At 65.3% G+C, this 19,731-nt stretch carries 16 protein-coding genes; 10 read left to right on the forward strand and 6 right to left on the reverse strand.

Annotated features, from left to right (window positions below; translation table 11 throughout):
* Positions 1 to 301: 301 nt before the first annotated feature.
* Positions 302 to 739 carry a type II toxin-antitoxin system VapC family toxin gene (locus tag XH85_RS17370; protein ID WP_128932771.1) on the reverse strand — a complete coding sequence of 146 codons (438 nt, stop codon included), beginning with the start codon at positions 737 to 739 and terminating at the stop codon, positions 302 to 304.
* Complete coding sequence (locus XH85_RS17375; RefSeq protein ID WP_245471370.1) at positions 736 to 1,038, reverse strand: hypothetical protein; 303 nt, start codon at positions 1,036 to 1,038, stop codon at positions 736 to 738. The genes XH85_RS17370 and XH85_RS17375 overlap by 4 nt, the downstream gene beginning before the upstream one ends.
* Positions 1,039 to 1,240: 202 nt before the next feature.
* Between XH85_RS17375 and XH85_RS17380 the strand changes: the two genes are divergently transcribed.
* The 4 genes from XH85_RS17380 (at position 1,241) to XH85_RS17395 (ending at position 7,243) form a co-directional block, all read left to right on the forward strand.
* A complete protein-coding gene (locus tag XH85_RS17380; RefSeq protein WP_128932772.1) occupies positions 1,241 to 1,417 on the forward strand; it encodes a DUF3311 domain-containing protein in 177 nt (58 codons plus the stop codon).
* Positions 1,407 to 2,897, forward strand: coding sequence for a monocarboxylate uptake permease MctP (mctP, locus tag XH85_RS17385; RefSeq protein WP_128932773.1), 1,491 nt, complete (start codon positions 1,407 to 1,409; stop codon positions 2,895 to 2,897). Before XH85_RS17380 ends, mctP begins: the two co-directional genes overlap by 11 nt.
* A 150-nt stretch (positions 2,898 to 3,047) precedes the next feature.
* The gene (locus XH85_RS17390; protein WP_164940232.1) at positions 3,048 to 6,593 is read left to right on the forward strand and encodes a hybrid sensor histidine kinase/response regulator; all 3,546 of its coding nucleotides are present in this window, start codon (positions 3,048 to 3,050) and stop codon (positions 6,591 to 6,593) included.
* Positions 6,590 to 7,243, forward strand: a complete 654-nt coding sequence (locus tag XH85_RS17395; protein ID WP_128937317.1) for a response regulator — start codon at positions 6,590 to 6,592, stop codon at positions 7,241 to 7,243. Before XH85_RS17390 ends, XH85_RS17395 begins: the two co-directional genes overlap by 4 nt.
* Before the next feature lie 70 nt (positions 7,244 to 7,313).
* On the opposite strand, the gene XH85_RS17400 is transcribed toward XH85_RS17395, so the two are convergent.
* A complete protein-coding gene (locus XH85_RS17400) occupies positions 7,314 to 13,088 on the reverse strand; it encodes an apolipoprotein A-IV repeat region-like domain-containing protein (protein ID WP_128932775.1) in 5,775 nt (1,924 codons plus the stop codon).
* 397 nt (positions 13,089 to 13,485) lie between these two features.
* Here XH85_RS17400 and XH85_RS17405 point away from each other — a divergent pair, with 397 nt between their 5' ends.
* Together XH85_RS17405 and XH85_RS17410 are read left to right on the forward strand one after the other, a co-directional pair.
* Positions 13,486 to 13,860: an Hpt domain-containing protein gene (locus tag XH85_RS17405; protein WP_128932776.1), complete on the forward strand. Its 375-nt coding sequence runs from the start codon at positions 13,486 to 13,488 to the stop codon at positions 13,858 to 13,860.
* 166 nt (positions 13,861 to 14,026) lie between these two features.
* Positions 14,027 to 14,347: a 2Fe-2S iron-sulfur cluster-binding protein gene (locus tag XH85_RS17410; protein ID WP_091898497.1), complete on the forward strand. Its 321-nt coding sequence runs from the start codon at positions 14,027 to 14,029 to the stop codon at positions 14,345 to 14,347.
* A gap of 84 nt (positions 14,348 to 14,431) precedes the next feature.
* On the opposite strand, the gene XH85_RS17415 is transcribed toward XH85_RS17410, so the two are convergent.
* Positions 14,432 to 14,899, reverse strand: coding sequence for an acyl-CoA thioesterase (locus XH85_RS17415; protein WP_091898499.1), 468 nt, complete (start codon positions 14,897 to 14,899; stop codon positions 14,432 to 14,434).
* Positions 14,900 to 15,080: 181 nt separating this feature from the next.
* Here XH85_RS17415 and XH85_RS17420 point away from each other — a divergent pair, with 181 nt between their 5' ends.
* The 3 genes from XH85_RS17420 (at position 15,081) to XH85_RS17430 (ending at position 17,456) form a co-directional block, all read left to right on the forward strand.
* Positions 15,081 to 16,109: an NAD(P)/FAD-dependent oxidoreductase gene (locus XH85_RS17420; RefSeq protein ID WP_091898501.1), complete on the forward strand. Its 1,029-nt coding sequence runs from the start codon at positions 15,081 to 15,083 to the stop codon at positions 16,107 to 16,109.
* A gap of 102 nt (positions 16,110 to 16,211) precedes the next feature.
* Positions 16,212 to 16,808, forward strand: a complete 597-nt coding sequence (locus XH85_RS17425; RefSeq protein WP_128932777.1) for a DUF2147 domain-containing protein — start codon at positions 16,212 to 16,214, stop codon at positions 16,806 to 16,808.
* Between the two features lie 291 nt (positions 16,809 to 17,099).
* Positions 17,100 to 17,456, forward strand: coding sequence for a hypothetical protein (locus XH85_RS17430; RefSeq protein ID WP_128932778.1), 357 nt, complete (start codon positions 17,100 to 17,102; stop codon positions 17,454 to 17,456).
* Positions 17,457 to 17,513: 57 nt separating this feature from the next.
* Here XH85_RS17430 and XH85_RS17435 read toward each other — a convergent pair whose 3' ends face one another.
* Positions 17,514 to 17,783, reverse strand: a complete 270-nt coding sequence (locus XH85_RS17435; protein WP_164940519.1) for a hypothetical protein — start codon at positions 17,781 to 17,783, stop codon at positions 17,514 to 17,516.
* A gap of 46 nt (positions 17,784 to 17,829) precedes the next feature.
* On the opposite strand from XH85_RS17435, the gene XH85_RS45145 reads away from it, so the two are divergent.
* Positions 17,830 to 18,162 carry a hypothetical protein gene (locus XH85_RS45145; protein WP_164940518.1) on the forward strand — a complete coding sequence of 111 codons (333 nt, stop codon included), beginning with the start codon at positions 17,830 to 17,832 and terminating at the stop codon, positions 18,160 to 18,162.
* Between the two features lie 16 nt (positions 18,163 to 18,178).
* Here the strand turns inward: XH85_RS45145 and garD are convergent, their stop codons facing one another.
* On the reverse strand, positions 18,179 to 19,720 hold the full coding sequence (garD, locus tag XH85_RS17440; protein ID WP_128932780.1) for a galactarate dehydratase: 1,542 nt from the start codon (positions 19,718 to 19,720) through the stop codon (positions 18,179 to 18,181).
* Between the last annotated feature and the right edge of the window lie 11 nt (positions 19,721 to 19,731).

Below are 19,731 nucleotides of genomic sequence, written 5' to 3' on the forward strand. Positions count from 1 at the left end.
GGCTTCGATCACCCATACGAACGCTTTGCATTGGGCGCGGTAGGCCCACTCAATCTCGTGAATCAAGTGACCGCGATCCGAGATACGAAACTCGTCGTAGCGCCAATCACCGTGCGATGGCGCATCTGGCGAGAGCTCCTGGAGTGAGTAGGCGTACACCGTCGGATACGTAATCTCGATGTGCCCATCTTTGTAGGCGCCGAGTAGGCGAAGCGCGATCGAACAGGATTGTTGACGAGGGTGGGAGCCGGGTCTTTCCAATACTTGCAACGACTCTAGCCAGGCATCGTGCGGACAGCGGCTAGCGCGCCTCGCGATTGCGCAGCGGATTGACGAATTTAAATCCTGCGAAGTCCTTTTCGTTGTCCGTCGCAACAACGCAGTCATTGGCCTCGGCCACGGCGGCGATAATCATATCGAGCGCACTCCGCGGCCTGCCGGTGGCGGTGCCACGCGCCATGAGGCGCGCCCAGATCAGGCTTGCTTGCTCGTCGAAAGCCAGCACGCGACCTGCGAAAAGCAATGGTGGTCCTTCAGGTCCGGCGAACCAGGTTTCAAGTGCATTTCGCTTTCGTCCCGCCGGCTTTTCCAGGATGCCTCGCAGGATTTCTCCGATCGTCAGGGAAGAGACGAACAGATCGTCATCGTTCTGGTCTGCCAGCCACGCCAGGAGTACCGGCGACGGACTCGGTTTCGTGACATGGCTGATGATGTTGGTGTCGAGGAGGTACCGTGTCACAGGTCAACCTTGCGACCCGTTACGCGCGCGCGCGTGACATCGAGGTCTGTCCCGACGAGCGGTGAGCGTCGCAGCGCGGCAAGGATGCCGCCCTTCTTGGCGGGTTCCGCTGTCATCGTTTGACGCAATGTAGATCGGATTCGTTCGGCCTCGGTCCCATCCTCGGCAAGCTGCTTGGCGATTGAGCGGATCAATTCGCGGTCGGTATCGAGCCCGAGCACCTCGAACCGCGCCATGCCGCGCTTGGTCAGCCTGGCCCGGTAATTTCGCAGTGCTCTCTTTTGCGCTGTGTCGGCCACTGGAATTCTCGCGCTCTTATCTCTGGAAATATATCCTGAAATAGGTCGGAACGCAAGCGATCCGAAGTCGCCGCCGATACGAAAGTATGGGGGTCTGGCCGAGCCAACGTAGGGGGAGGGGCTGGCCGTCATTGTCAGTTATATCGCGCTCAAGTCGCGTCCACGAAAAGGCGCGTCGACTTCACTCATAGGGGAGGAGAGCGTGATACGTCTGTTGCTGTTGTTGCCGTTCATCGGCCTGATGATCGTGCCGTTCTACAATATCCGGGAGCCGCATCTGTTCGGCTTTCCGTTCTTCTACTGGTACCAGCTCGCCTGGGTGCCGCTGACCTCGCTCCTCACCTATATCGTCTACAGGAGGTTGCGTCGTGCTGGCTAATGTCGATAGCGCGGCGTTCGCCGTATTCCTTGCGCTCTTCATCCTCGTCACCGGCATGGGCTTCGTCGCCTCGCGATGGCGCAAGCCGGAGACGCTCGCCCATCTCGACGAGTGGGGCCTCGGCGGCCGCAAGTTCGGCACCTGGATCACCTGGTTTCTGGTCGGCGGCGACTTCTACACCGCCTACACCGTGATCGCCGTGCCTGCATTGGTCTATGCGGTCGGCGCCTACGGCTTCTTCGCGCTTCCCTACACCATCATCGTCTATCCCTTCGTGTTCGCGGTGATGCCGGTGTTGTGGAAGGTCGCCAAGGAGCGCGGCTATGTCACGGCGGGCGACGTGGTGCGCGGGGCCTACGGATCGCGCGGGCTCGAGCTCGCGGTCGCGGCCACCGGCGTGCTGGCGACGATGCCCTACATCGCGCTCCAGCTCATCGGCATGGAGGTGGCCATCAAGGCGCTCGGCCTGCACGGCGAGATACCGCTCGTTCTCGCCTTCCTGGTGCTGGCGCTCTACACCTATTCGTCGGGGCTGCGCGCACCGGCGCTGATCGCCTTCGTCAAGGACATCATGATCTACATCGTGGTGATCGCCGCGATCGCGATCGTGCCGTCCAAGCTTGGCGGTTACGGCGCGATCTTCACCGCGGCGGATGCGGCATTCGCTGCCAAGGGTTCGGGCGGGATCCTGCTGTCGCCGGCACAGATCGTGCCTTATGCCTCGCTGGCGCTGGGCTCCGCGCTCGCGGCCTTCATGTATCCGCACACGCTGACCGGCATTTTCGCGTCCTCGGGTGGCAACACCATTCGTAAGAATGCGATGCTGCTGCCGGCCTACACGCTGCTGCTCGGCCTGCTCGCGCTGCTGGGCTACATGGGCCATGCGGCGGGGCTGAAGCTCGCGAGCAACAACGACGTCGTGCCTGAGCTGTTCAAGTCCCTGTTCCCGAGCTGGTTCGCGGGCTTCGCCTTCGCCGCGATCGCGATCGGCGCGCTGGTGCCGGCCGCGGTCATGAGCATTGGCGCCGCCAATCTGTTCACCCGCAACTTCTGGAAAGTGTGGGTCGATCCGAAGGTGACGCCGGCGGGTGAGGCGAAGGTCGCCAAGATCACCTCCATGCTGGTGAAGGTCGGCGCGCTGCTCGCCATCCTCTTGATGCCGACGCAGTTCGCGCTCGACCTCCAGCTGCTCGGGGGCCTCTGGATCCTGCAGACCCTGCCGGCGCTGGTGTTCGGCCTCTATCTGAACTGGTTCTCGAGCACGGCGCTCCTGGCTGGCTGGGCCGTCGGCCTTGCGGGCGGATCGTGGCTCGCCTGGTCGGACGGGCTGAAGCCGCTCCACACCATCGATTTCGGCATGGGCCCGGTTGCTCTCTACACCGGCCTCCTGGCGCTCGCGCTCAACATCGTGGTTGCCGTCGTGGTCAACCTCGTGCTCAAGCGCGCGCCGCAGGAGCGGCTGTCCCGCGAGGCGGCCTGATTTGATCCGCCAGCGGCGGCCGGGGATGCTCCGGCCGCCGGCCTTTTCCGGAATGAATAGCCTTCCATGCGATTGAAAACGCTATAGTATCCGCCCGCGATCTGGCCCCGCTCGTCGCCGGCGGATCAGACGGTCTCGGGTGAGGATGTCTTGCAGGCGTGGTTCGTTCTTGCGGTCGCTGCCGGCTATGTGACCACGCTGTTCCTGGTGGCCTGGTGGGGCGACCGACGGAGCGCCGGTGGGCCGCTGGTGTCGCCAAACTCCTGGGCGGCCGCGATCAGCTATTGCCTCACGCTTGCGGTCTACAACACCTCCTGGAGCTTCTACGGATCGGTCGGGCGGGCCGCGACCAGCGGGCTGGACTTTGCCACGATCTATATCGGCCCGACCCTGGTGCTGCTGTTCGGCCAGAGAGTCCTGTCAAAGGTGATTGCGATCGCGAAGGCGCAAAACGTCACCTCGATTTCGGACTTCATCGCCGCGCGCTACGGCAAGAGCCAGGTGCTCGCGGCCTTCGTGACGCTCGCATCGCTGCTTGGGGTGCTTCCCTATATCGCGCTCCAACTCAAGGCCGTCGGCAAGAGTTTTGACTACCTGATCCTCCAGCCCGAGCGTGCCGGCGGCGAAGCGCTGCGGTTCTGGCAGGATTCCGCATTCGGCGTCGCCGCGTCGATGGCGCTGTTCGCGATCGTGTTCGGCGTCCGGCACGTCCATGCCAGCGAGCATCATCGCGGCCTGATGCTCGCGATCGCCTTCGAGAGCGTCGTCAAGCTGCTCGCATTCCTGATCGTCGCCCTGTTCGTGCTGTTCGGACTATCCGGCGGGCCGGCCGCTCTGCTGTCGCAATTTCAATCGGAGCCGCAACTGGCGGGCATCCTGAGCTTCGATCCGACGCAACCGGTGTGGCCTGCGACGATCATCATCTCGGCGATCGCCTTCCTGTGCCTGCCGCAGGCATTCCATGTCGCCGTCGTCGAGAACGAGGCACCTAGCCATACGCGCACTGCGGCATGGCTCTATCCGAGCTATCTTGCGCTGTTCAGCCTGCTGATCCTGCCGATCGCCGCGGCCGGGCTTGCCAGGTTCGGCGCGATGATGGACCCCGACACCTACGTCATCTCGCTGCCGATCGCGGCGGACGCGAGCACCGTCAGCCTGATCGCCTTCCTGGGCGGGCTGTCGGCCGCCACCGGCATGGTGATCATGACGTCCGTCGCCCTCAGCACCATGCTCTGCAACGACGTCATCATGCCGCTGCTGCTGCGCTCGCGCGTCTTTGGCCTGCGTGCGCAGAGCCGGCCGATGACCTCGGTGCTGGTGACGGTGCGCCGGCTCTCGATCCTCGGTATCCTGCTGCTCGCCTATCTGATGCACCGCCTGGTCAACCAGTCCTATCCGCTCACCGTGATCGGACTCCTGTCGTTCGTCGCGGTCGCGCAATTCGGTCCGGCGTTCGTCGGAGGGCTGTTCTGGCCGCGTGCCAACAAAGCCGGCGCCTCGATCGGGATCGCCATCGGCTTCTTGATCTGGGCCTATGCGCTGCTGCTCCCTTCGGCCGCGCCGCTCTGGCCCGCGATCGAGGAGATCGTCCGCCACGGCCCGTGGCAGCTCGCCTGGCTCAAGCCGAACGCGCTGCTGGGTCTCGAAGGGATCGATCCGATCTCGCATGCCACACTCTGGAGCCTCGGCGCCAACCTCGTGTGCTTTCTGATGGTCTCGGCGCTGGGCCGGCAGTCGACCGTCGAGCGCAACCAGGCCGCGGCGTTTGCCGATGGCGTCGTCCGCGAAAATACCCCAAGGCTGTCTTCGCGCGTGGTGGTCCGCCTCGATGATCTCCGGGCGCTGGCCTTGCGCTTTGTCGGGCCCGTGCGGGGCGCCGCGGCCTTCGACAGCTATCTCGCTGCGCGCATCGCCGGCAGCGGGCCGCGCCTCGATCCGTCAGGCTTCGTCGATCTCGACTCGATCCGATTCACCGAGAATCTGCTTGCCGGCGCGATTGGTGCGGCATCGGCGCGCGTGGTCATCGCCGCGTCGCTGGAAGGGCACTCGCTGTCGCGGCGCGCGGCGATGGCGATGCTCGATGAAGCCTCCGAGGCGTTGCGGTTCAACCGCAGCCTTTTGCAGAGCACGCTGGAGAGCGTGCCGCAGGGCATTTGTGCGTTCGATGCGGATTTCAACATCACGGCCTGGAACGGCCGTTTCATCGCGCTCCTGGACCTGCCGCCGGATTTCGTTCGCGTCGGTCTTCCACTGGCGGATCTCATTGCCTTCAACGTCGAGCGCGGCGAATATGCCGCGTCCGAATTTGCCGCGCTCCTGGTCAATCGTGACGTCGCCACGCAGAGCTGGCCCTATCTGTATGAGCGCAAGCGGCCGGACGGCACGGTGCTCGAGATCGTCTATGATCGCGTTGCCGAGGGTGGTTACGTTTCGACCTATACCGACGTTACCGAACGTCATCGCGCCGCGGAAGCCTTACGACGCGCCAATGAGGGGCTCGAGCTGCGTGTCCGTGAGCGGACCGAGGCGCTCGAGCTGGCGAAGGCGGACGCAGAGCAGGCCAATCTCGGCAAGACCCGCTTCCTGGCGGCGGCCAGCCACGATCTGCTGCAACCATTGAATGCGGCCCGTCTGTTCCTGTCCGCGCTCGACGAGAGCCTGCATGCTTCGTCGCGAGCTGGTGATGCCGACAAGGAGCGTACCTTGGCGAGCAGCGCGATTACCGCGCTGCGCTCGACCGAGCACGTGCTCGACAGGCTGCTCGACATCTCCTCCTATGATGCCCGCGCCGTTCGCGCCGAGGTTTTCGATTTTCCGATCGCGGATCTCTTCGTGCAGTTGAACCTCGAGTTCTCGGCGATGGCGCGCGAGCGTGGGCTCGACCTCGACGTCGTGGATTGCCGCCTCGCAGTGCGCAGCGATCCGCATCTGCTGCGTCGCATCTTGCAGAACCTGCTGTCGAACGCACTCCGCTACACGCCCAAGGGACGCATCCTGCTTGGTTGCCGGCGGCGCGGTGACGCGCTGCGCATCGAGGTCTGGGATACCGGCGTCGGAATCGCAGCTTCTGACCAGAAGCGCATCTTCGAGGAGTTCCAGCGCCTCGCGCCCGGGTCGGAGAAGGGATTGGGGCTGGGGCTCGCCATCGTCGATCGTGTATCGCGGCTGCTGGACCATGCCATCGACGTCCATTCGCGCCCGGGACATGGTTCGTGCTTCGCCGTCACGGTGCCGCTTGCGCGCGGAACGGGCAGGCCCCTTCAGCGCAATCCTGCGAGTTCAGCGCCCGTGGCGGCGGAACGGCCGCTGACGATCCTGTGCCTCGACAATGATGCGACGATCCTTCAGGGTCTGACGGCGCTGCTCGGCGCCTGGGGACATCGCGTGCTGGTCGCGGCGAATGCCGCCGAGGCGATGGCTGCGGCCACAGCCAGCCCACCCGACATCGTGCTGCTCGATTACCATCTCGATGGCGGCCGCAGCGGCTTGGACTTTCTCGACGATCTCAGGCAGAAGTCGAGCGGCGAGGTCCGCGCGCTGGTCGTCACCGGCGATCGCAGCGAGGCGGTGCGCAAGGAGGCGAGGGCGCGCGGTTGCGAGATCCTGTCGAAGCCGGTCAAGCCGGCGGCTCTGCGGCGCTTCCTCGGCGGCGAAGCCCTCAGCCGGCAGTTCGGGACGAAACAGGAGATCCCCTGACAATGCGCATCCTGATCGGCGACGATCATCCGCTGGTACAGGCCGCGTTGCGCAGCGCGCTGTCGAGCGTGCTGCCGGATCTCGACATCATCGCCTGCCAGTCGCTTGACGAGGCGACCGGCGTGCTGACGGCCCAGTCCGACGAGATCGACCTGATCCTCTGGGATCTGACCATGCCGGGTATCCAGGGATTTGCCGCGCTGTTCATCCTGTCGGCGCAATTCCCGACGGTGCCGGTGGCGATCATCTCCGCGCGTCAGGATGCCGCCACGATCCGCCGCGCTATCGCCTACGGCGCGTCCGGCTACATCCCGAAATCGCTCAGCCTGCCCGAGATGGCGGATGCGATCACGAAGATCCTCGCCGGCGAGATCTGGATGCCGCCCAATGTCGGTGGGCGCGGCTCGATCCAGAGCGCCGATGTCGAGCTTGCTGCGCGAATGGCCTCGTTGTCGGCGCAGCAGCTGCGCATTCTCGCGATGATCGTCGAAGGCAAGCTCAACAAGCAGATCGCGGGTGAGCTCGACATCGCCGAGCAGACGGTGAAGGGCCACGTCTCGACGATCCTGCGCAAGCTCGGCGTCGGCTCGCGCACCCAGGCTGCGGTCCTGGCCGAGCGACTGTCATTCGGCCAGTCCGGCGCGACCTGACCCTGAGGCAAAACAAAACGGAGGCCGCGAGGCCTCCGTTTTCATCGTGCTGTCTTGCGAGACCTGCTGCTTATCCCAGCCGTCCCGCGGCGTGGGCCAGCAGCGTGTAGACCAATCCCGTCTCCGAGATCAGGTGGCTGCGCAGCTCCTGCGGGCCGCGGCCGTCGCGGGCGACTTCGTCGAGCAGGCGTTCGAACTCCGCGACATAGCGGTCGACCGTACCCTTGAAGTTGCGGTCGGCGCGATACTTGCGGGCGACCTCGTCGAAGGCCTTCTGGCCGGCGGGCGTGTAGAGGCGCTTGGTGAAGGCCTTGTTCTCGCCGCGCTGGTAGCGGTCCCACATCTCGGCAGCGAGGTTACGGTCCATCAGCCGGCCGATGTCGAGCGACAGCGATTCCAGCGGATTGCCACCACCCTGCGGCGCCTGCGGCTGCGGCGCGGGTGCCGCGCGGCCGCGCGGAGCCTCACGGCCGTTCGGAGCGGCAGGACCGGTGTCGGCGCGGTTGAGCAGGTCCGACAGCCAGCCGTCGCGGCCCTGGTCGTTGCCGGCAGGCGCGACCGGCGGCGCTTCGGTGCGGCGCGCAGCCGGCATGCCGAGGTCCGGCGGCGGCAGCGTCGAGGCGCTGCCGGTGTCCCGCATGCGGGTCTCGGTGGCGCGGCCGCCGACGGCTGCCAGCACCGACGGCTCTTCCTGGCGCTGCACGCTGGCGCGGTTCGTCGTCGTGACGTCGAGACCGCGGCCATGCTGGGCCACGATGCGGTTGAGTTCGGCGAGAGCCTCGATCTGGTCGACGATCACCTTGCGCATCTGCGCAGTGCTCTCGGCGGCCTCCTGCGGCATCTCGAGCACGCCGCGGCGCAGCTCGTTGCGGGTGGCCTCGAGCTCGTTGTGCATCTCGAGTGCCATCTGCTTCATGCTGGCGACGAGGTTCGAGAACTTCTCGGTCGACTGCTTGAACATCACATCCGCCTCGTCGGTGGTCTGGCGGTAGATGTCATGCATGGCATCGATGGTCTGCCGGTGCTCCTCTTCGGACGCCGCGCGCACCGCCTCGAACTGGCGGGTGATCGCGGCCGAGCCTGCGCCGGCGGTCTCGGCGACGACGCGGGCGATGTCGCGGGCACGCTCTTCGGCTGCGGCCAGCGATTCATCGAGCAGGCCGGTGAAGCGCGACAGGCGCTGGTCGAGATCGGCCGTGCGCAGGTCGATCGTGGTGACGAGCGATTCCAGCGCCTGCTTGCGCTCGGCGAGCGAGGCGGTGGTGTTCTTGTTGCTCTGCTCGACGACCTGCGCGGCCTCGACGAGCGCCTTGCCGTGCTTGTCGAACTGGGTCGACAGCTCGCCGAGATCCTGGAGCGCCTTCGTGGTCTTGCTGTTGAAGACGTTGAGCTGGTCTTCCAGGTTCTGCGTCGCAGCGCCGTTGCGCGAGGTGACGTCGTTCATCGCGGAGACGAAGTCGGCGACGCGCGTTACCAGCGCCCGCTCGAGCGAGTTGAGGTTGTCGTGCGCACCGGTCAGCACCTCCTGGAGCAGGATGTTGCCTTCGCGCAGCCGCTCGAACAGCGCCACCGTGTCGGTGCGCAGGATCTTGCTGGTCTCCTGCATCTCAGTGACGGCCGCGATCGAGACCTGGCGCGACTGGTCGATCGCCGAGCGCGAGGCCTGCTCGAGGTCCTTGAGCGACTTGCCGACCGCGCCGGTGGCGATCTCGCTCGCCGTATTGATGGCGCGGGCGACTTCCGAGCCGTTGCCCATCATGGTCTGCGAGAAGGCCTGGCCGCGCGTCTCGATCGACTTCAGCGCGTCGGAGGTGACGCGGTCGATGTCAAGCGTGAGCTGGCTAGTCTTGGAGCCGATCGCGTCGACCAGAGCGCCGCGCTTGGCGTCGATCATGTTCGACAGACGGTCGGCCTGTTGCTGCACATAGGTGACGATCTCGTCGGTCTTGCCGGTCATGGCCTGGCCGAAGCTGCTGCTGGCGGCGAGCACCGAGCGCTCGACATCGGCCGAACTCGACTTGACCCGCGAGCTCGCCTCGTTGGAGGCAGATATCAGCGCGTTCTGGGCGTTGAGCGCGCTGGTCTGGATGTCGTTGGTCGCGTTCGCGGTAGCTGCGCTCAGCGTACGCTCGATCTCGGTCGAGATCGTGCGGATCTGGCTCGCGGCGTCCGCCGAGGTCGAGGTCAGCGAGGTCTGCGCCTCACGTGCGCTGTTGAGGATCGTCGAGGCGGTATCGGCGCCGACCGCGGTCAGCGTGCGCTCGATGTCCGTGGTCAGCGACTTGATCTGGCTCGCCGCGTCCGTCGAGGCGGAGATCAGCGTGCCCTGGGCCTCGCGGATGCCGCCGGTGAGCGCCTCGATGGTGGCGCCGCCGGCGGTCGCCAGCGCGCGCTGCATCTCGGCCGCGAGCGAACGGACCTGGCTGGTCTGCTCGGCCGAGACCGCGAGCAGGGTGCTCTGGGCGTCGCGGGCGCTGGTGGTGATCGTCTCGGCGGTCGACACGCCGACCTGCGAGAGCGAACGATGCACTTCGGCCGCAAGCGACTTGACCTGGCTCGCCGCATCCGAGGATGCCGTGACCAGCGTGCTCTGGGCCTCGCGGGCGCCGCTCATGATGGTCTCGGCGGTCGAGGTGCCCGCCATCGAAAGCGAGCGCTGCACGTCGGAAGACAGCGCCTTGATCTGGTTGGCGGTCTCGGTCGAAGCTGCGATCAGCGCGCCCTGTGCATCGCGGGCGCCGGCGACGATCGACTCCGCCGTGCTGGTGCCGGCCAGCGATAGCGAGCGCTGCACGTCGGCGGTGAGCGTCTTGACGTGGTTGGTCGCATCCGACGAGGCGGTGACGAGTGTGGTCTGCACTTCGCGGGCGCCGGCCAGGATCGAGGCCGCGGTGGCCGAGCCCGCCGCGGACAGCGTGCGTTCGACGTCGGCAGCGAGTCCCTTGAGCTGGTTCGACGCCTCGCCCGACGCGGCGACCAGGGTCGACTGCGCCTCGCGGGCGCTGGTCAGGATCGAATTCGCAGCACCGGTGCCGACCGCGGTCAGCGCACGCTCGACCTCGGTGGAGGTCATCTTGAGCTGGGCATTGACGTCGGAGGAGACCGTCAGCAGCGACTGCTGAGCGGTGCGCGCGCCGGTCTGGATGGTCTCGCTGGTGTTGACGACGAGGTTGGTGAGCGAGCGCTCGGCATCTTCGACATGCGAGCGGATCGCGGTCGAGATCATCTCGGCGCGGGACATCATGTCCTCGCTGGCCTGGCGTCCGCTGCTCTCGATGCGGCCGGCGACGGCCTCGACGCGCGAGCCGAGCAGGTCCTCGAACTGCGCCACGCGCACGTCGATGTCGTTAGCGACCGAACCGACCTTGCTCTCGATGGCCTGGTGGATCTCCTGGAAGCGCGCCGTGACCGTGTCGGCCAGATGCGTGCTGCGGCCGTCCATGATCTCGGTGACGCCGGTGATGCGGCGGTCGACCGCCTCGATCGCCTGCGCTGTGCCATCGGTGAGGGTCGAGGTCAGCAGTGTGAGGCGCGTGTCGATCGACTGTACGGCCTGCGAGGCGCCGTTCGTCACCGCCGTGGTCAGGTAGGTGAGGCGGGAGTCGATGGACTCGAGCGCCTGCGATGCGCCGCCGGTCAGCGTCGTCGTGAGATGCGTCAGCCTCGTGTCGATCGACTGGAGGGTCTGCGATGCGCCGTCGGTCAGTGAGGTGGTGAGGTGGTTGAGGCGCGTGTCGATCGTTTCGATGGCCCGCGATGCGCCGTCGGTCAGCGAGGTGGTGAGGTGGTTGAGCCGCGTATCGATCTTTTCGATGGCCTGCGATGCGCCGCCGGTCAGCGACGTCGTGAGATGGGTCAGGCGGCCATCGATCGACTGGATCGCCTGCGCGGCACCGTCGCTCAGCGACATCGCCAATGTATTGATGCGTCCGTCGATGGTTTCGGTCATGGACCTGGCGCGGCTGTCGAACGACTGTTCGAGCTCGGCGACGCGGCCGATGAGCTGTTCGTCGAAGGTCCTGATGTGGCCTTCGATCGTACCGTCCAGGCTGGCGAACTTGCCGTTCAAGGAGGCGTCGAAGTTGCTGACGCGTTCGCCGATCGTGGTCTCGAATTGCACGAGGCGCTGGTCGAGCAAGGCCGTGATCGCGCCGCCATTGGACGTGAAGCGGGTGTCGAAATTGTCGACATAGGTCTTCAGCGTCTCGGCGATGTCCTGCGTGCGCTGGCCCATGCGCTCAACGATCTCGCCGCCGAAGGTCTTCACGGTGCGGTCGAACTCGGAGATGTGGCGCGTAATCAGCGCGCCCAGCGTGCCGGAGTCGCGGGCGAACTTCTCGACCAGCTCGGTGCCCTGGTTCCTCACGAGCTCGTCGAAGGCGCTCATCTGGAGCGACAGCGAATCGTGCGCGGTCTCGGTCTGGCTGACGACCTTGGCGACCAGGGTGTTGACAGTGGCGTCGAGCGCCTCGCTCGCCTTGTCGCCGCTCGTCATGATCTGGCCGGCGAGCCGGTTGCCGGCGTCGTCGATCTTGGCGGAGATGTCGTTGGAACGCAGCTCGAGCTCGAGCAGCAGCGAATCCGACGAATTCTTCAGGGAATCGTGCACCTGCTCGGTGCGCTCCGAGATGCCGTCGACGATCGCGGCGGAGCGCTGCTCGAACTCGCCGGTGATGCGGTCGATGCGCTCGTTCAACATCTCATGGACGCGGTCGGCGAGGTCGACGAACTCGTCGTGGACGTGGCCGGTCTTGAAGTTGAGGCTGGTGGTCAGCCGCTCGCTGGCGTCGAGCACGGCGCGCGTAGTCTCGTTGCTGGCCTCCTCGAGGCGGTCGAGCAGGTCACCGCCGCGCTCGCCGAGCGCCAGGATCATGTTGTCGCCGGCGTTACTCAAGGCGCTGGTGATGTGCGCGCCGCGCTCTTCCAGCGCGCCGGTGATGGACTTGGCCACCTCGTCGACGCGCGAGGCAATCGCGTCCGAGATCAGCGCGATGTCGTGGCGCAGGTCGATCTGCACCCCGGAGATGGCGCTGCGGACCTGCTCGGCCTGGCCGACCAGATTGTCGCGCTGATGCGCGATGTCCTGGAGCAGGGCGCGGATGCGCACCTCGTTGTCGGAATAGGCGCGCTCGAGCGCCGCGACCTCGTTGGCGACCAGCGTCTCGAGCTCGCCGGCGCGCGCAATCGCGCGCTCGATGCCGTCGCCCATCGCCGCGACCTCGCGGCGGATGGCCTGGCCGACGGTGACCATGGAATCGGAGGCCGAGCCTTCCGGCTCGGAGAAGCGGATCGCGACCTGCGCCATCGCCTGCGCGATCATGCGCATTTCCTGGCTGCGCCAGACGAGGCTCGCCAGGAAGTAGAACAGCATGATGGGCGCGAAGAACATCGCGATCAGGCCGGCAATGACGAGCACGCCGCCGCTCTGGCCCACGGCGGCCTGGATCGAGGGCAGGAAACCGAACGTCAGCGCGGCGCAGGCGGCGAGCCAGACGCCGGCAAAGATGGTGGCGAAGGTGTAGACGCTGCGGGCAGGGCGACCCTTCTGAAGCGCCTGGAGCAGCTGGCCGATTGTCTCGCGGTCGTCATTGGCGGCGCGGCGCGAGGTGCGCGGCTCTTCGATCGGGTCGAACGCGGATGCTCGTTCGTTGGCGGCGGCGCGCGGCTCGAAGCTCGGCTCGTCGAAGATCGGTGGCTCGGGCGGCGCCACCGGAGGCGGCGTTTCGTTGCGCATCGCGGCGTTGCGGCTCGTATCCGCAGCGGTGTCACTGATGTTGAGGGCTTCCTGGATCGCAGAAAGCGCAACTTCTGTGGGGTCTTTGACCTTTTTCGGAGTGTTCGCCATGTCAGTCCGAGCCCTCGTTACTTGTACGCGTCCCCCCGCGAGCCCTGCGCGTTACGCAAGCCCACAGACCGGATCATGCCGCTTGCGCGGATCTCCGAGCCGTCCCCACCCGGACGGCTTGTCCGCCAATTTCTGCAACATCCTATTGGCAGAGCGTCTCGAATGAAATGCCCGCGATTAAGACAATCTTAATCATCGTTAACAGGATCGGGCCGTAACGCCTTAGCAATAAATGCAATTCTCCACCGAACTTGGCAGATTACGGCAACTTTTAGTCAACAAACCGGCGGATCTGCGTCAAACGACCCAAACATTTCGTTAACCATTTTCATGCTTGGGTGGGAGGAACCTGACCGCCGGACCGGCGGGACCATCGCACGATGCCGGGGCCTGGGTCATGACGCCTGAACTGCAACGGATGGACTGGATGCCCTCGCCCCCGCTTGCACCCATCGACAGCCCGCTCGACCTCGATCACCTGTCGCGCATGACGCTCGGCGATGCCCAGCTGGAACGGGAAGTGCTGGCGTTGTTCGCGGAGCAGGCGGCCCGCCTGATTGCGGCGATGACGGCGCTGCCGGCAGAGGCCGGCGCACTTGCCCACAAGCTCAAGGGTTCGGCTCGCGGGATCGGCGCCTTTGCGGTGGCCGATGCCGCAGCCAGCCTGGAGACCGCGATCCGGACCGGCCATGGCCGGCCCCACGCCCTTGCTGCCTTAAAAGAGGCGGTAACCGAGGCCCGCACCGCCATCGAGGCGATGCTGAAGCCTTAAGCGCGGACTGTCAGAACCAGGTTCTACTCTTTTGTTTTGACGCGTTTTCTTGCCACGAAGCGGGATTCAGGTCGCGCGAAAACGCTATGGCGCCGGGCGGACCGACCCGTTATAGGACAGCCGGGACCCCTCCTTCATTCCAAGCACCGCGGCAGCACGAGCACACATGGCCAAGATTCACTTTGTCGACCACAAGGGCGAAACCCGCACGGTGGAAATCGAGAACGGCGCAACCGTGATGGAAGCCGCCATCCGCAACAGCATTCCCGGCATCGAGGCCGAATGCGGCGGCGCCTGTGCCTGCGCGACCTGCCATGTCTATGTCGACGAAGCCTGGCGCGAGAAGGTCGGCAGCCCGACGCCGATGGAAGAGGACATGCTCGACTTCGGCTTCGACGTGCGCCCGAACTCGCGCCTGTCCTGCCAGATCAAGGTCTCCGACGACCTCGACGGGCTCGTCGTTGGGACGCCGGAACGCCAGGCCTGATCTTCCCTTCAATAGGGCATGATCTTTTCTGGAAAACCGCCGCACGCTTTGCAGCTAGCGCGCCCTTCGGGTCTCGATCATCGATTAGGCGCGCGGCGGCGCGACCTCGATGCCGCGCTTGTGCCAGGGGCGTAGCTTCGCGACCACTTCCGCAGTGAGCGGCGTCGGTCGCCGCGACGCTTCGTCGATCATCACGCCGACCGAATTCGCCGACGCGATGCACTTTCCTTGCGAGAATACGACCTGCTCGAAGGTCACCGAGGTTCGTCCGAGCTTCACCACGCCGAGGCCGAGCTCGATCGTGTTCGGCCAGTGCAGCTCGGCGCGGAAATGGATGTCGAGCCGCACCATGATCCAGGCAAGACCCGGCGGCGTCAGCCCATATTCCGGCAGCTTCATCAGCGTGACACGGCCGGTCTCGAAATAGGTGGCGTAGACGGCGTTGTTGACGTGCTGGTTGGGATCGAGATCGCCGAAGCGAACGTTGTCGCTGAGGCGATAGGGGTAGTCTTCCAGGCGCGGCGTCGTATCGAGGCGGCTTGGTGCGTTCACCGATTGATCTCCGTCATATGCTTCCTCGTTACAACCCAGTTATTTTGACCCGGCAAGTGGGTGCGGCGGCCGGGTGCTCCGCTTTTATGCCTTCCCTGTTCCATCCCCGTTGGCTAGACAGGCAGGGTCACCTCGGCCCAAAGGGCGCCGTCCAACCGATAACGACCGATAAAGAGACGACATGAGCGACGTGATCAAAACCGATGTGCTGATTATTGGCGCCGGCCCCTGCGGTCTGTTCGCCGCCTTCGAGCTCGGCCTTCTCGACATGAAGGCGCATTTCGTCGACATCCTCGACAAGGTCGGCGGCCAGTGCGCCGAGCTCTATCCGGAAAAGCCGATTTACGACATTCCCGGCATTCCGCAGGTCTCGGGCCAGGGGCTGACCGACGCGCTGATGGAGCAGATCAAGCCGTTTCATCCGACCTTCCATCTCGGCGAGATGATCGAGACCGTGGAGAAGATCGGCGATCCCGCCTTTCGCTGCACCACCGACGCCGGCAAGGTGTTCGAATGCAAGGTGGTGGTGATCGCGGCCGGCGGCGGCTCGTTCCAGCCCAAGCGCCCGCCGGTGCCGGGGATCGAGGCCTACGAAGGCACTTCGGTGCACTACGCCGTGCGCAAGATGGAGACGTTCCGCGACAAGAACGTGCTGATCGTCGGCGGCGGCGATTCCGCGCTGGACTGGACGCTCAATCTGCATCCGATTGCCAAGCGCATCACGCTGCTGCATCGGCGCGACGAGTTTCGCGCCGCGCCCCACAGCGTCGAGCAGATGCGCGCGCTGGTCGCGGGCGGCAAGATGGATCTGAGGCTCGGGCAGGTCACGGCGCTCTCGGGCGCTGATGGCAAGCTCTCCGGCGCCACCATCAAGGGCAACGACAACGCCATGACCGAAATTGCCTGCGACACCATGCTGCCGTTCTTCGGACTGACCATGAAGCTCGGCCCGGTCGCGAACTGGGGCATTGCGCTGGAGAACAATCTGGTGCCAGTCGAGACGTCGGCGTTCGAGACCAACGTATCAGGCATCTTCGCCATCGGTGACATCAACACCTATCCCGGCAAGATCAAGCTGATCCTGTGCGGCTTCCACGAGGGCGCGCTGATGTCGCAAAAAGCCCATCGTTACGTCTATCCGGAGAAGCGGCTGGTGTTCCAGTACACGACCTCATCCTCCAGCCTGCAAAAGAAGCTCGGTGTCAACTGACGGTGCTGAGCAGGAGGCGACCCCATGTTTCTGGTGCTGGAACCATTCGCGAAATCGCCGTAGTCTGCGGCCATTCCAGTCGTGGAATAGCAAGGTGATCTAATGCGGAATTTCCTGTCCAGCTCTCGGCTGCTTCCCTTCCTCGCGCTCGCGTTGTCGCTTCTTGCGGTGACACGGTCTGCGGCGCAGACCGCCGAGCCTACAGCGGCGGGCCTCTGGCAGAAGGTCGAAGACGGCAAAACAGTCGGATGGTTCCTCTTCGTCGACCACAACGGCATCTTTGAAGGCGTGATCGCAAAAACCTTCCCGCGGCCAACCGACGATCCGAACGAGGTTTGCTCCAAGTGCACCGACGATCGCAAGAACGCGCCGGTGCTCGGCATCTCCTTCGTCCGCAACATGAAGCGCGAAGGCTTGAAATACGAAGGCGGCAACGTGCTCAATCCGCGCGACGGTCAGATCTGGAAGGCCAACATGAAGGTCAGTCCTGATGGCCAGACACTGACGCTGCGCGGCTATCTCGGCATCGCGTTGCTCGGCAAGGACGAGACCTGGACGCGCCTGCCGGATGCCTACATGGCCCAGGTCGATCCTGCCATCGTGGCAAAATATCTCCCTGCGCAGGCCGCTGCCACGAAGCCGGCGGCACCCGCGACGAAAAAGGGCGGCGCGATGATGGCGCCGGCGCCCAAGCAGTAAGGGCGTACCTCGCGCACTGTGCCGCCTGGTCGGCAGTACCTCCACACATCATCATTCCTCGTACTGGCGGGGAAGACGGAAAGTCGGCGGCGGCCATATCCGCCGAAAGACGAACGCGCCGCGGGCCCGCTCCAGTAGTTGCCCGGAATGCAAGCTGGCGCCGGATTTGCATAGCTATCCGCAAAGCTGCTGGGGGAACGAGTCGCTGCCTTCACGCCTTTCGCCGAGCCGCGGAAGGCGGTCGGCGCGCGTTGTCCCCCCGCGGCGATCATGTCGACCCGCGGAGACGATATGCGACTTGTAAGATTGTGTGCGCCGCCATTGCTGGCCCTGACAGCGCTCTTGGCGACATCGGCGCTGGCGCGCGACGACGAGCGCTATGCCAACTCGCCGTTAAAGCCTTGGTTCGAAAGCCTGCACAGCGAATTCGGACAGTGCTGCTCCGACGCCGACGGCTACGTCATTGCCGACGTCGACTGGGAGTCCGATCGCGGCCGTTACCGCGTCCGCATCGACGACGAATGGGTCGTGGTGCCCGACGGTGCGGTGATCACTGTGCCTAACAAGATCGGCCGCACCATGGTGTGGAAGCACTATATCGATGGCCATCCGCGCGTGCGCTGCTTCATGCCGGGCAGCATGACGTAGACCCGCGTGTCATTCCGGTCGGCGCTGGGCGCCGAACCCGGAATGACAAAGCGAAGCTTAGTGCGCCTGTTTTTCCGAACCCGCGCTCGCGAGCCGCTTGACGCGCGGGGTCAGCACTGAAACCTGCGCGGGCGAGGCAGGCATGCCGGCGACGATCATCGCAGGGCTTGCCGACTGCTCCTCGACGCCGGCGCCGCCGAGCACCTGCACTTGCGTCGCTGAGATCGGAAACGAGGTCACTTCGTAAGAGGGAAGCTCGCTGGCAAAGGCACCGGCCGAGCTTGCAATCATGGCGCCGGCAAAGGCAATCATCGAGAGAACACGCATTGGAAAATCTCCGTGGAAGATGTCAATCGGAGGTTTGGTCGCGTCGATGCCGGGCCAGGTTCGCTCGTGTGCGAACATTCGCATTGCCTTCGGGGCAGATATTGATTGCTTGACGCGAAGGGACGAAACGCGGACGAAGTTTTTCCGCGCCAATGTTTCCGGACGGTTTCGCGGAACCGCCGATGCACCCTGCCTAACGCTCTTGCAGATCAAGCTGGGGAGATTTGACCGGGGCGGCGGCCGCGGGAAAGCGCAGGCTCATCGTCGTGCCGCGGCCGGGCGCGGAAGAGACGAACGGTTGCGCGCGGCGATTGCGGACCTGATCACGCGCAGCCTGCCTGTCACGCTGGGCGACATGCACCTGATCGACAGTCAGTGAGGCCGGCTCGCCAGCCTCAGGTCACCGGCGCCGGATTGAACAGCGTGAGGTCGTTGTGGATGCCCCAGCGGTCCGACCACGGTTTTGTGCGGCCGCTGGCGACGTCAAGGATCAGGCGGAACAGGTCCCAACCGGTTTCCTCGATGGTCTTCTCGCCGGTGGCGATGCGGCCGGCGTCGAAGTCGATCAGGTCCTTCCAGCGGCGGGCGAGCTCGCTGCGGGTGGCGACCTTGATCACGGGTGCGGCCGCAAGGCCGTAGGGCGTGCCGCGGCCGGTGGTGAAGACTTGCAGCGTCATGCCGGAGGCGAGCTGGAGCGTGCCGCAGATGAAGTCGGACGCGGGCGTTGCCGCGAACAGCATGCCCTTCTGCGTCGCTTTCTCGCCGGGCGAGAGCACGCCGGTGATGGCAGACGATCCGGACTTGACGATCGAGCCCAGCGACTTCTCGACGATGTTGGCAAGGCCGCCCTTCTTGTTGCCGGGCGTGGTGTTGGCGCTGCGATCGGCGCCGCCGCGGGCGAGATAGGAATCGTACCAGGCCATCTCGCGCACCAGCGCGCGGCCGACGTCCTCGCTGATCGCGCGACGGGTGAGGAGCTGGATGGCGTCGCGCACCTCGGTGACTTCCGAGAACATCACGGTGGCACCGGCGCGCACCAGGAGGTCCGCGGCGAAGCCGACGGCGGGGTTCGCGGTGACGCCGGAGAAGGCGTCGCTGCCGCCGCATTGCAGGCCGATGACGAGATCGGAGGCCGGGCAGGTCTCGCGCTTGCGGGTGTTGAGCACCTTCAGCCGTGCCTCGGCCTGAGTCATGATGGCATCGACGATGGCACCAAAGCCGTCGAAGGCTTCGTCCTGCATGCGCACGATGGCATCGCTGACGCCTTCCGGTACCAGCCGCTCAGGCGCGAGCTTCTCGCAGCCGAGGCCGACGACCAAAATCTCGCCGCCAAAATTCGGGTTGAGCGCGATGTTCTGCAGCGTGCGGATCGGCACCACAGCGTCGGGCGCGGTGATGGCGACGCCGCAGCCATAGGCGTGCGTCAGCGGCACGACGTCGTCGACGTTCGGGTACTTCGGCAAGAGCTCGGCGCGGATGCGTTTGACCGCATATTCCATCGTGCCCTTGACGCATTGCACGGAGGAGGAGATGCCGAGGATGTTCTTGGTGCCGACCGAGCCGTCGGGATTGCGATAGCCCTCGAAGGTGAAACCTTCGAGCGGCGGCAGCGGCGCCGGGACGGCGGTCGAGATTTCGAGCTTGTCGAGGGCAGGGGGCTCCGGCATGCGAATGCGGGCTTCGTCCACCCATTCGCCGGCCAGGATCGGCGACAGCGCGTAGCCGATCACCTCGCCATAGCGGACGATCGGGGCGTCTTGTGCGATGTCGACCAGCGCCGTCTTGTGCCCCTGCGGCACGAAGGCGCGCAGCGTCAGCCCGCAGGCGAAGCGGGAGCCGGCGGGAAGCCCGAAATCATTGACGACGATCGCGACATTGTCGCGCTCGTTGAGCTTGATGTAGCGGGGCTGCTCTTTCGCTGCGACTGACTGGTCCATCTGCTCTTGCC

The organism is Bradyrhizobium zhanjiangense, from assembly GCF_004114935.1.
Classification (GTDB): domain Bacteria; phylum Pseudomonadota; class Alphaproteobacteria; order Rhizobiales; family Xanthobacteraceae; genus Bradyrhizobium; species Bradyrhizobium zhanjiangense.

Excerpts from the sequence above, each read along its gene's own strand:
- XH85_RS17400 (WP_128932775.1), bottom strand. The coding sequence starts at position 13,088 with ATGGCGAACACTCCGAAAAAGGTCAAAGACCCCACAGAAGTTGCGCTT.
- XH85_RS17405 (WP_128932776.1), top strand. The coding sequence starts at position 13,486 with ATGACGCCTGAACTGCAACGGATGGACTGGATGCCCTCGCCCCCGCTT.
- XH85_RS17410 (WP_091898497.1), top strand. The coding sequence starts at position 14,027 with ATGGCCAAGATTCACTTTGTCGACCACAAGGGCGAAACCCGCACGGTG.
- XH85_RS17420 (WP_091898501.1), top strand. The coding sequence starts at position 15,081 with ATGAGCGACGTGATCAAAACCGATGTGCTGATTATTGGCGCCGGCCCC.
- XH85_RS17425 (WP_128932777.1), top strand. The coding sequence starts at position 16,212 with ATGCGGAATTTCCTGTCCAGCTCTCGGCTGCTTCCCTTCCTCGCGCTC.
- XH85_RS17430 (WP_128932778.1), top strand. The coding sequence starts at position 17,100 with ATGCGACTTGTAAGATTGTGTGCGCCGCCATTGCTGGCCCTGACAGCG.
- XH85_RS17435 (WP_164940519.1), bottom strand. The coding sequence starts at position 17,783 with ATGCGTGTTCTCTCGATGATTGCCTTTGCCGGCGCCATGATTGCAAGC.
- XH85_RS45145 (WP_164940518.1), top strand. The coding sequence starts at position 17,830 with ATGCCGGGCCAGGTTCGCTCGTGTGCGAACATTCGCATTGCCTTCGGG.
- garD (WP_128932780.1), bottom strand. The coding sequence starts at position 19,720 with ATGGACCAGTCAGTCGCAGCGAAAGAGCAGCCCCGCTACATCAAGCTC.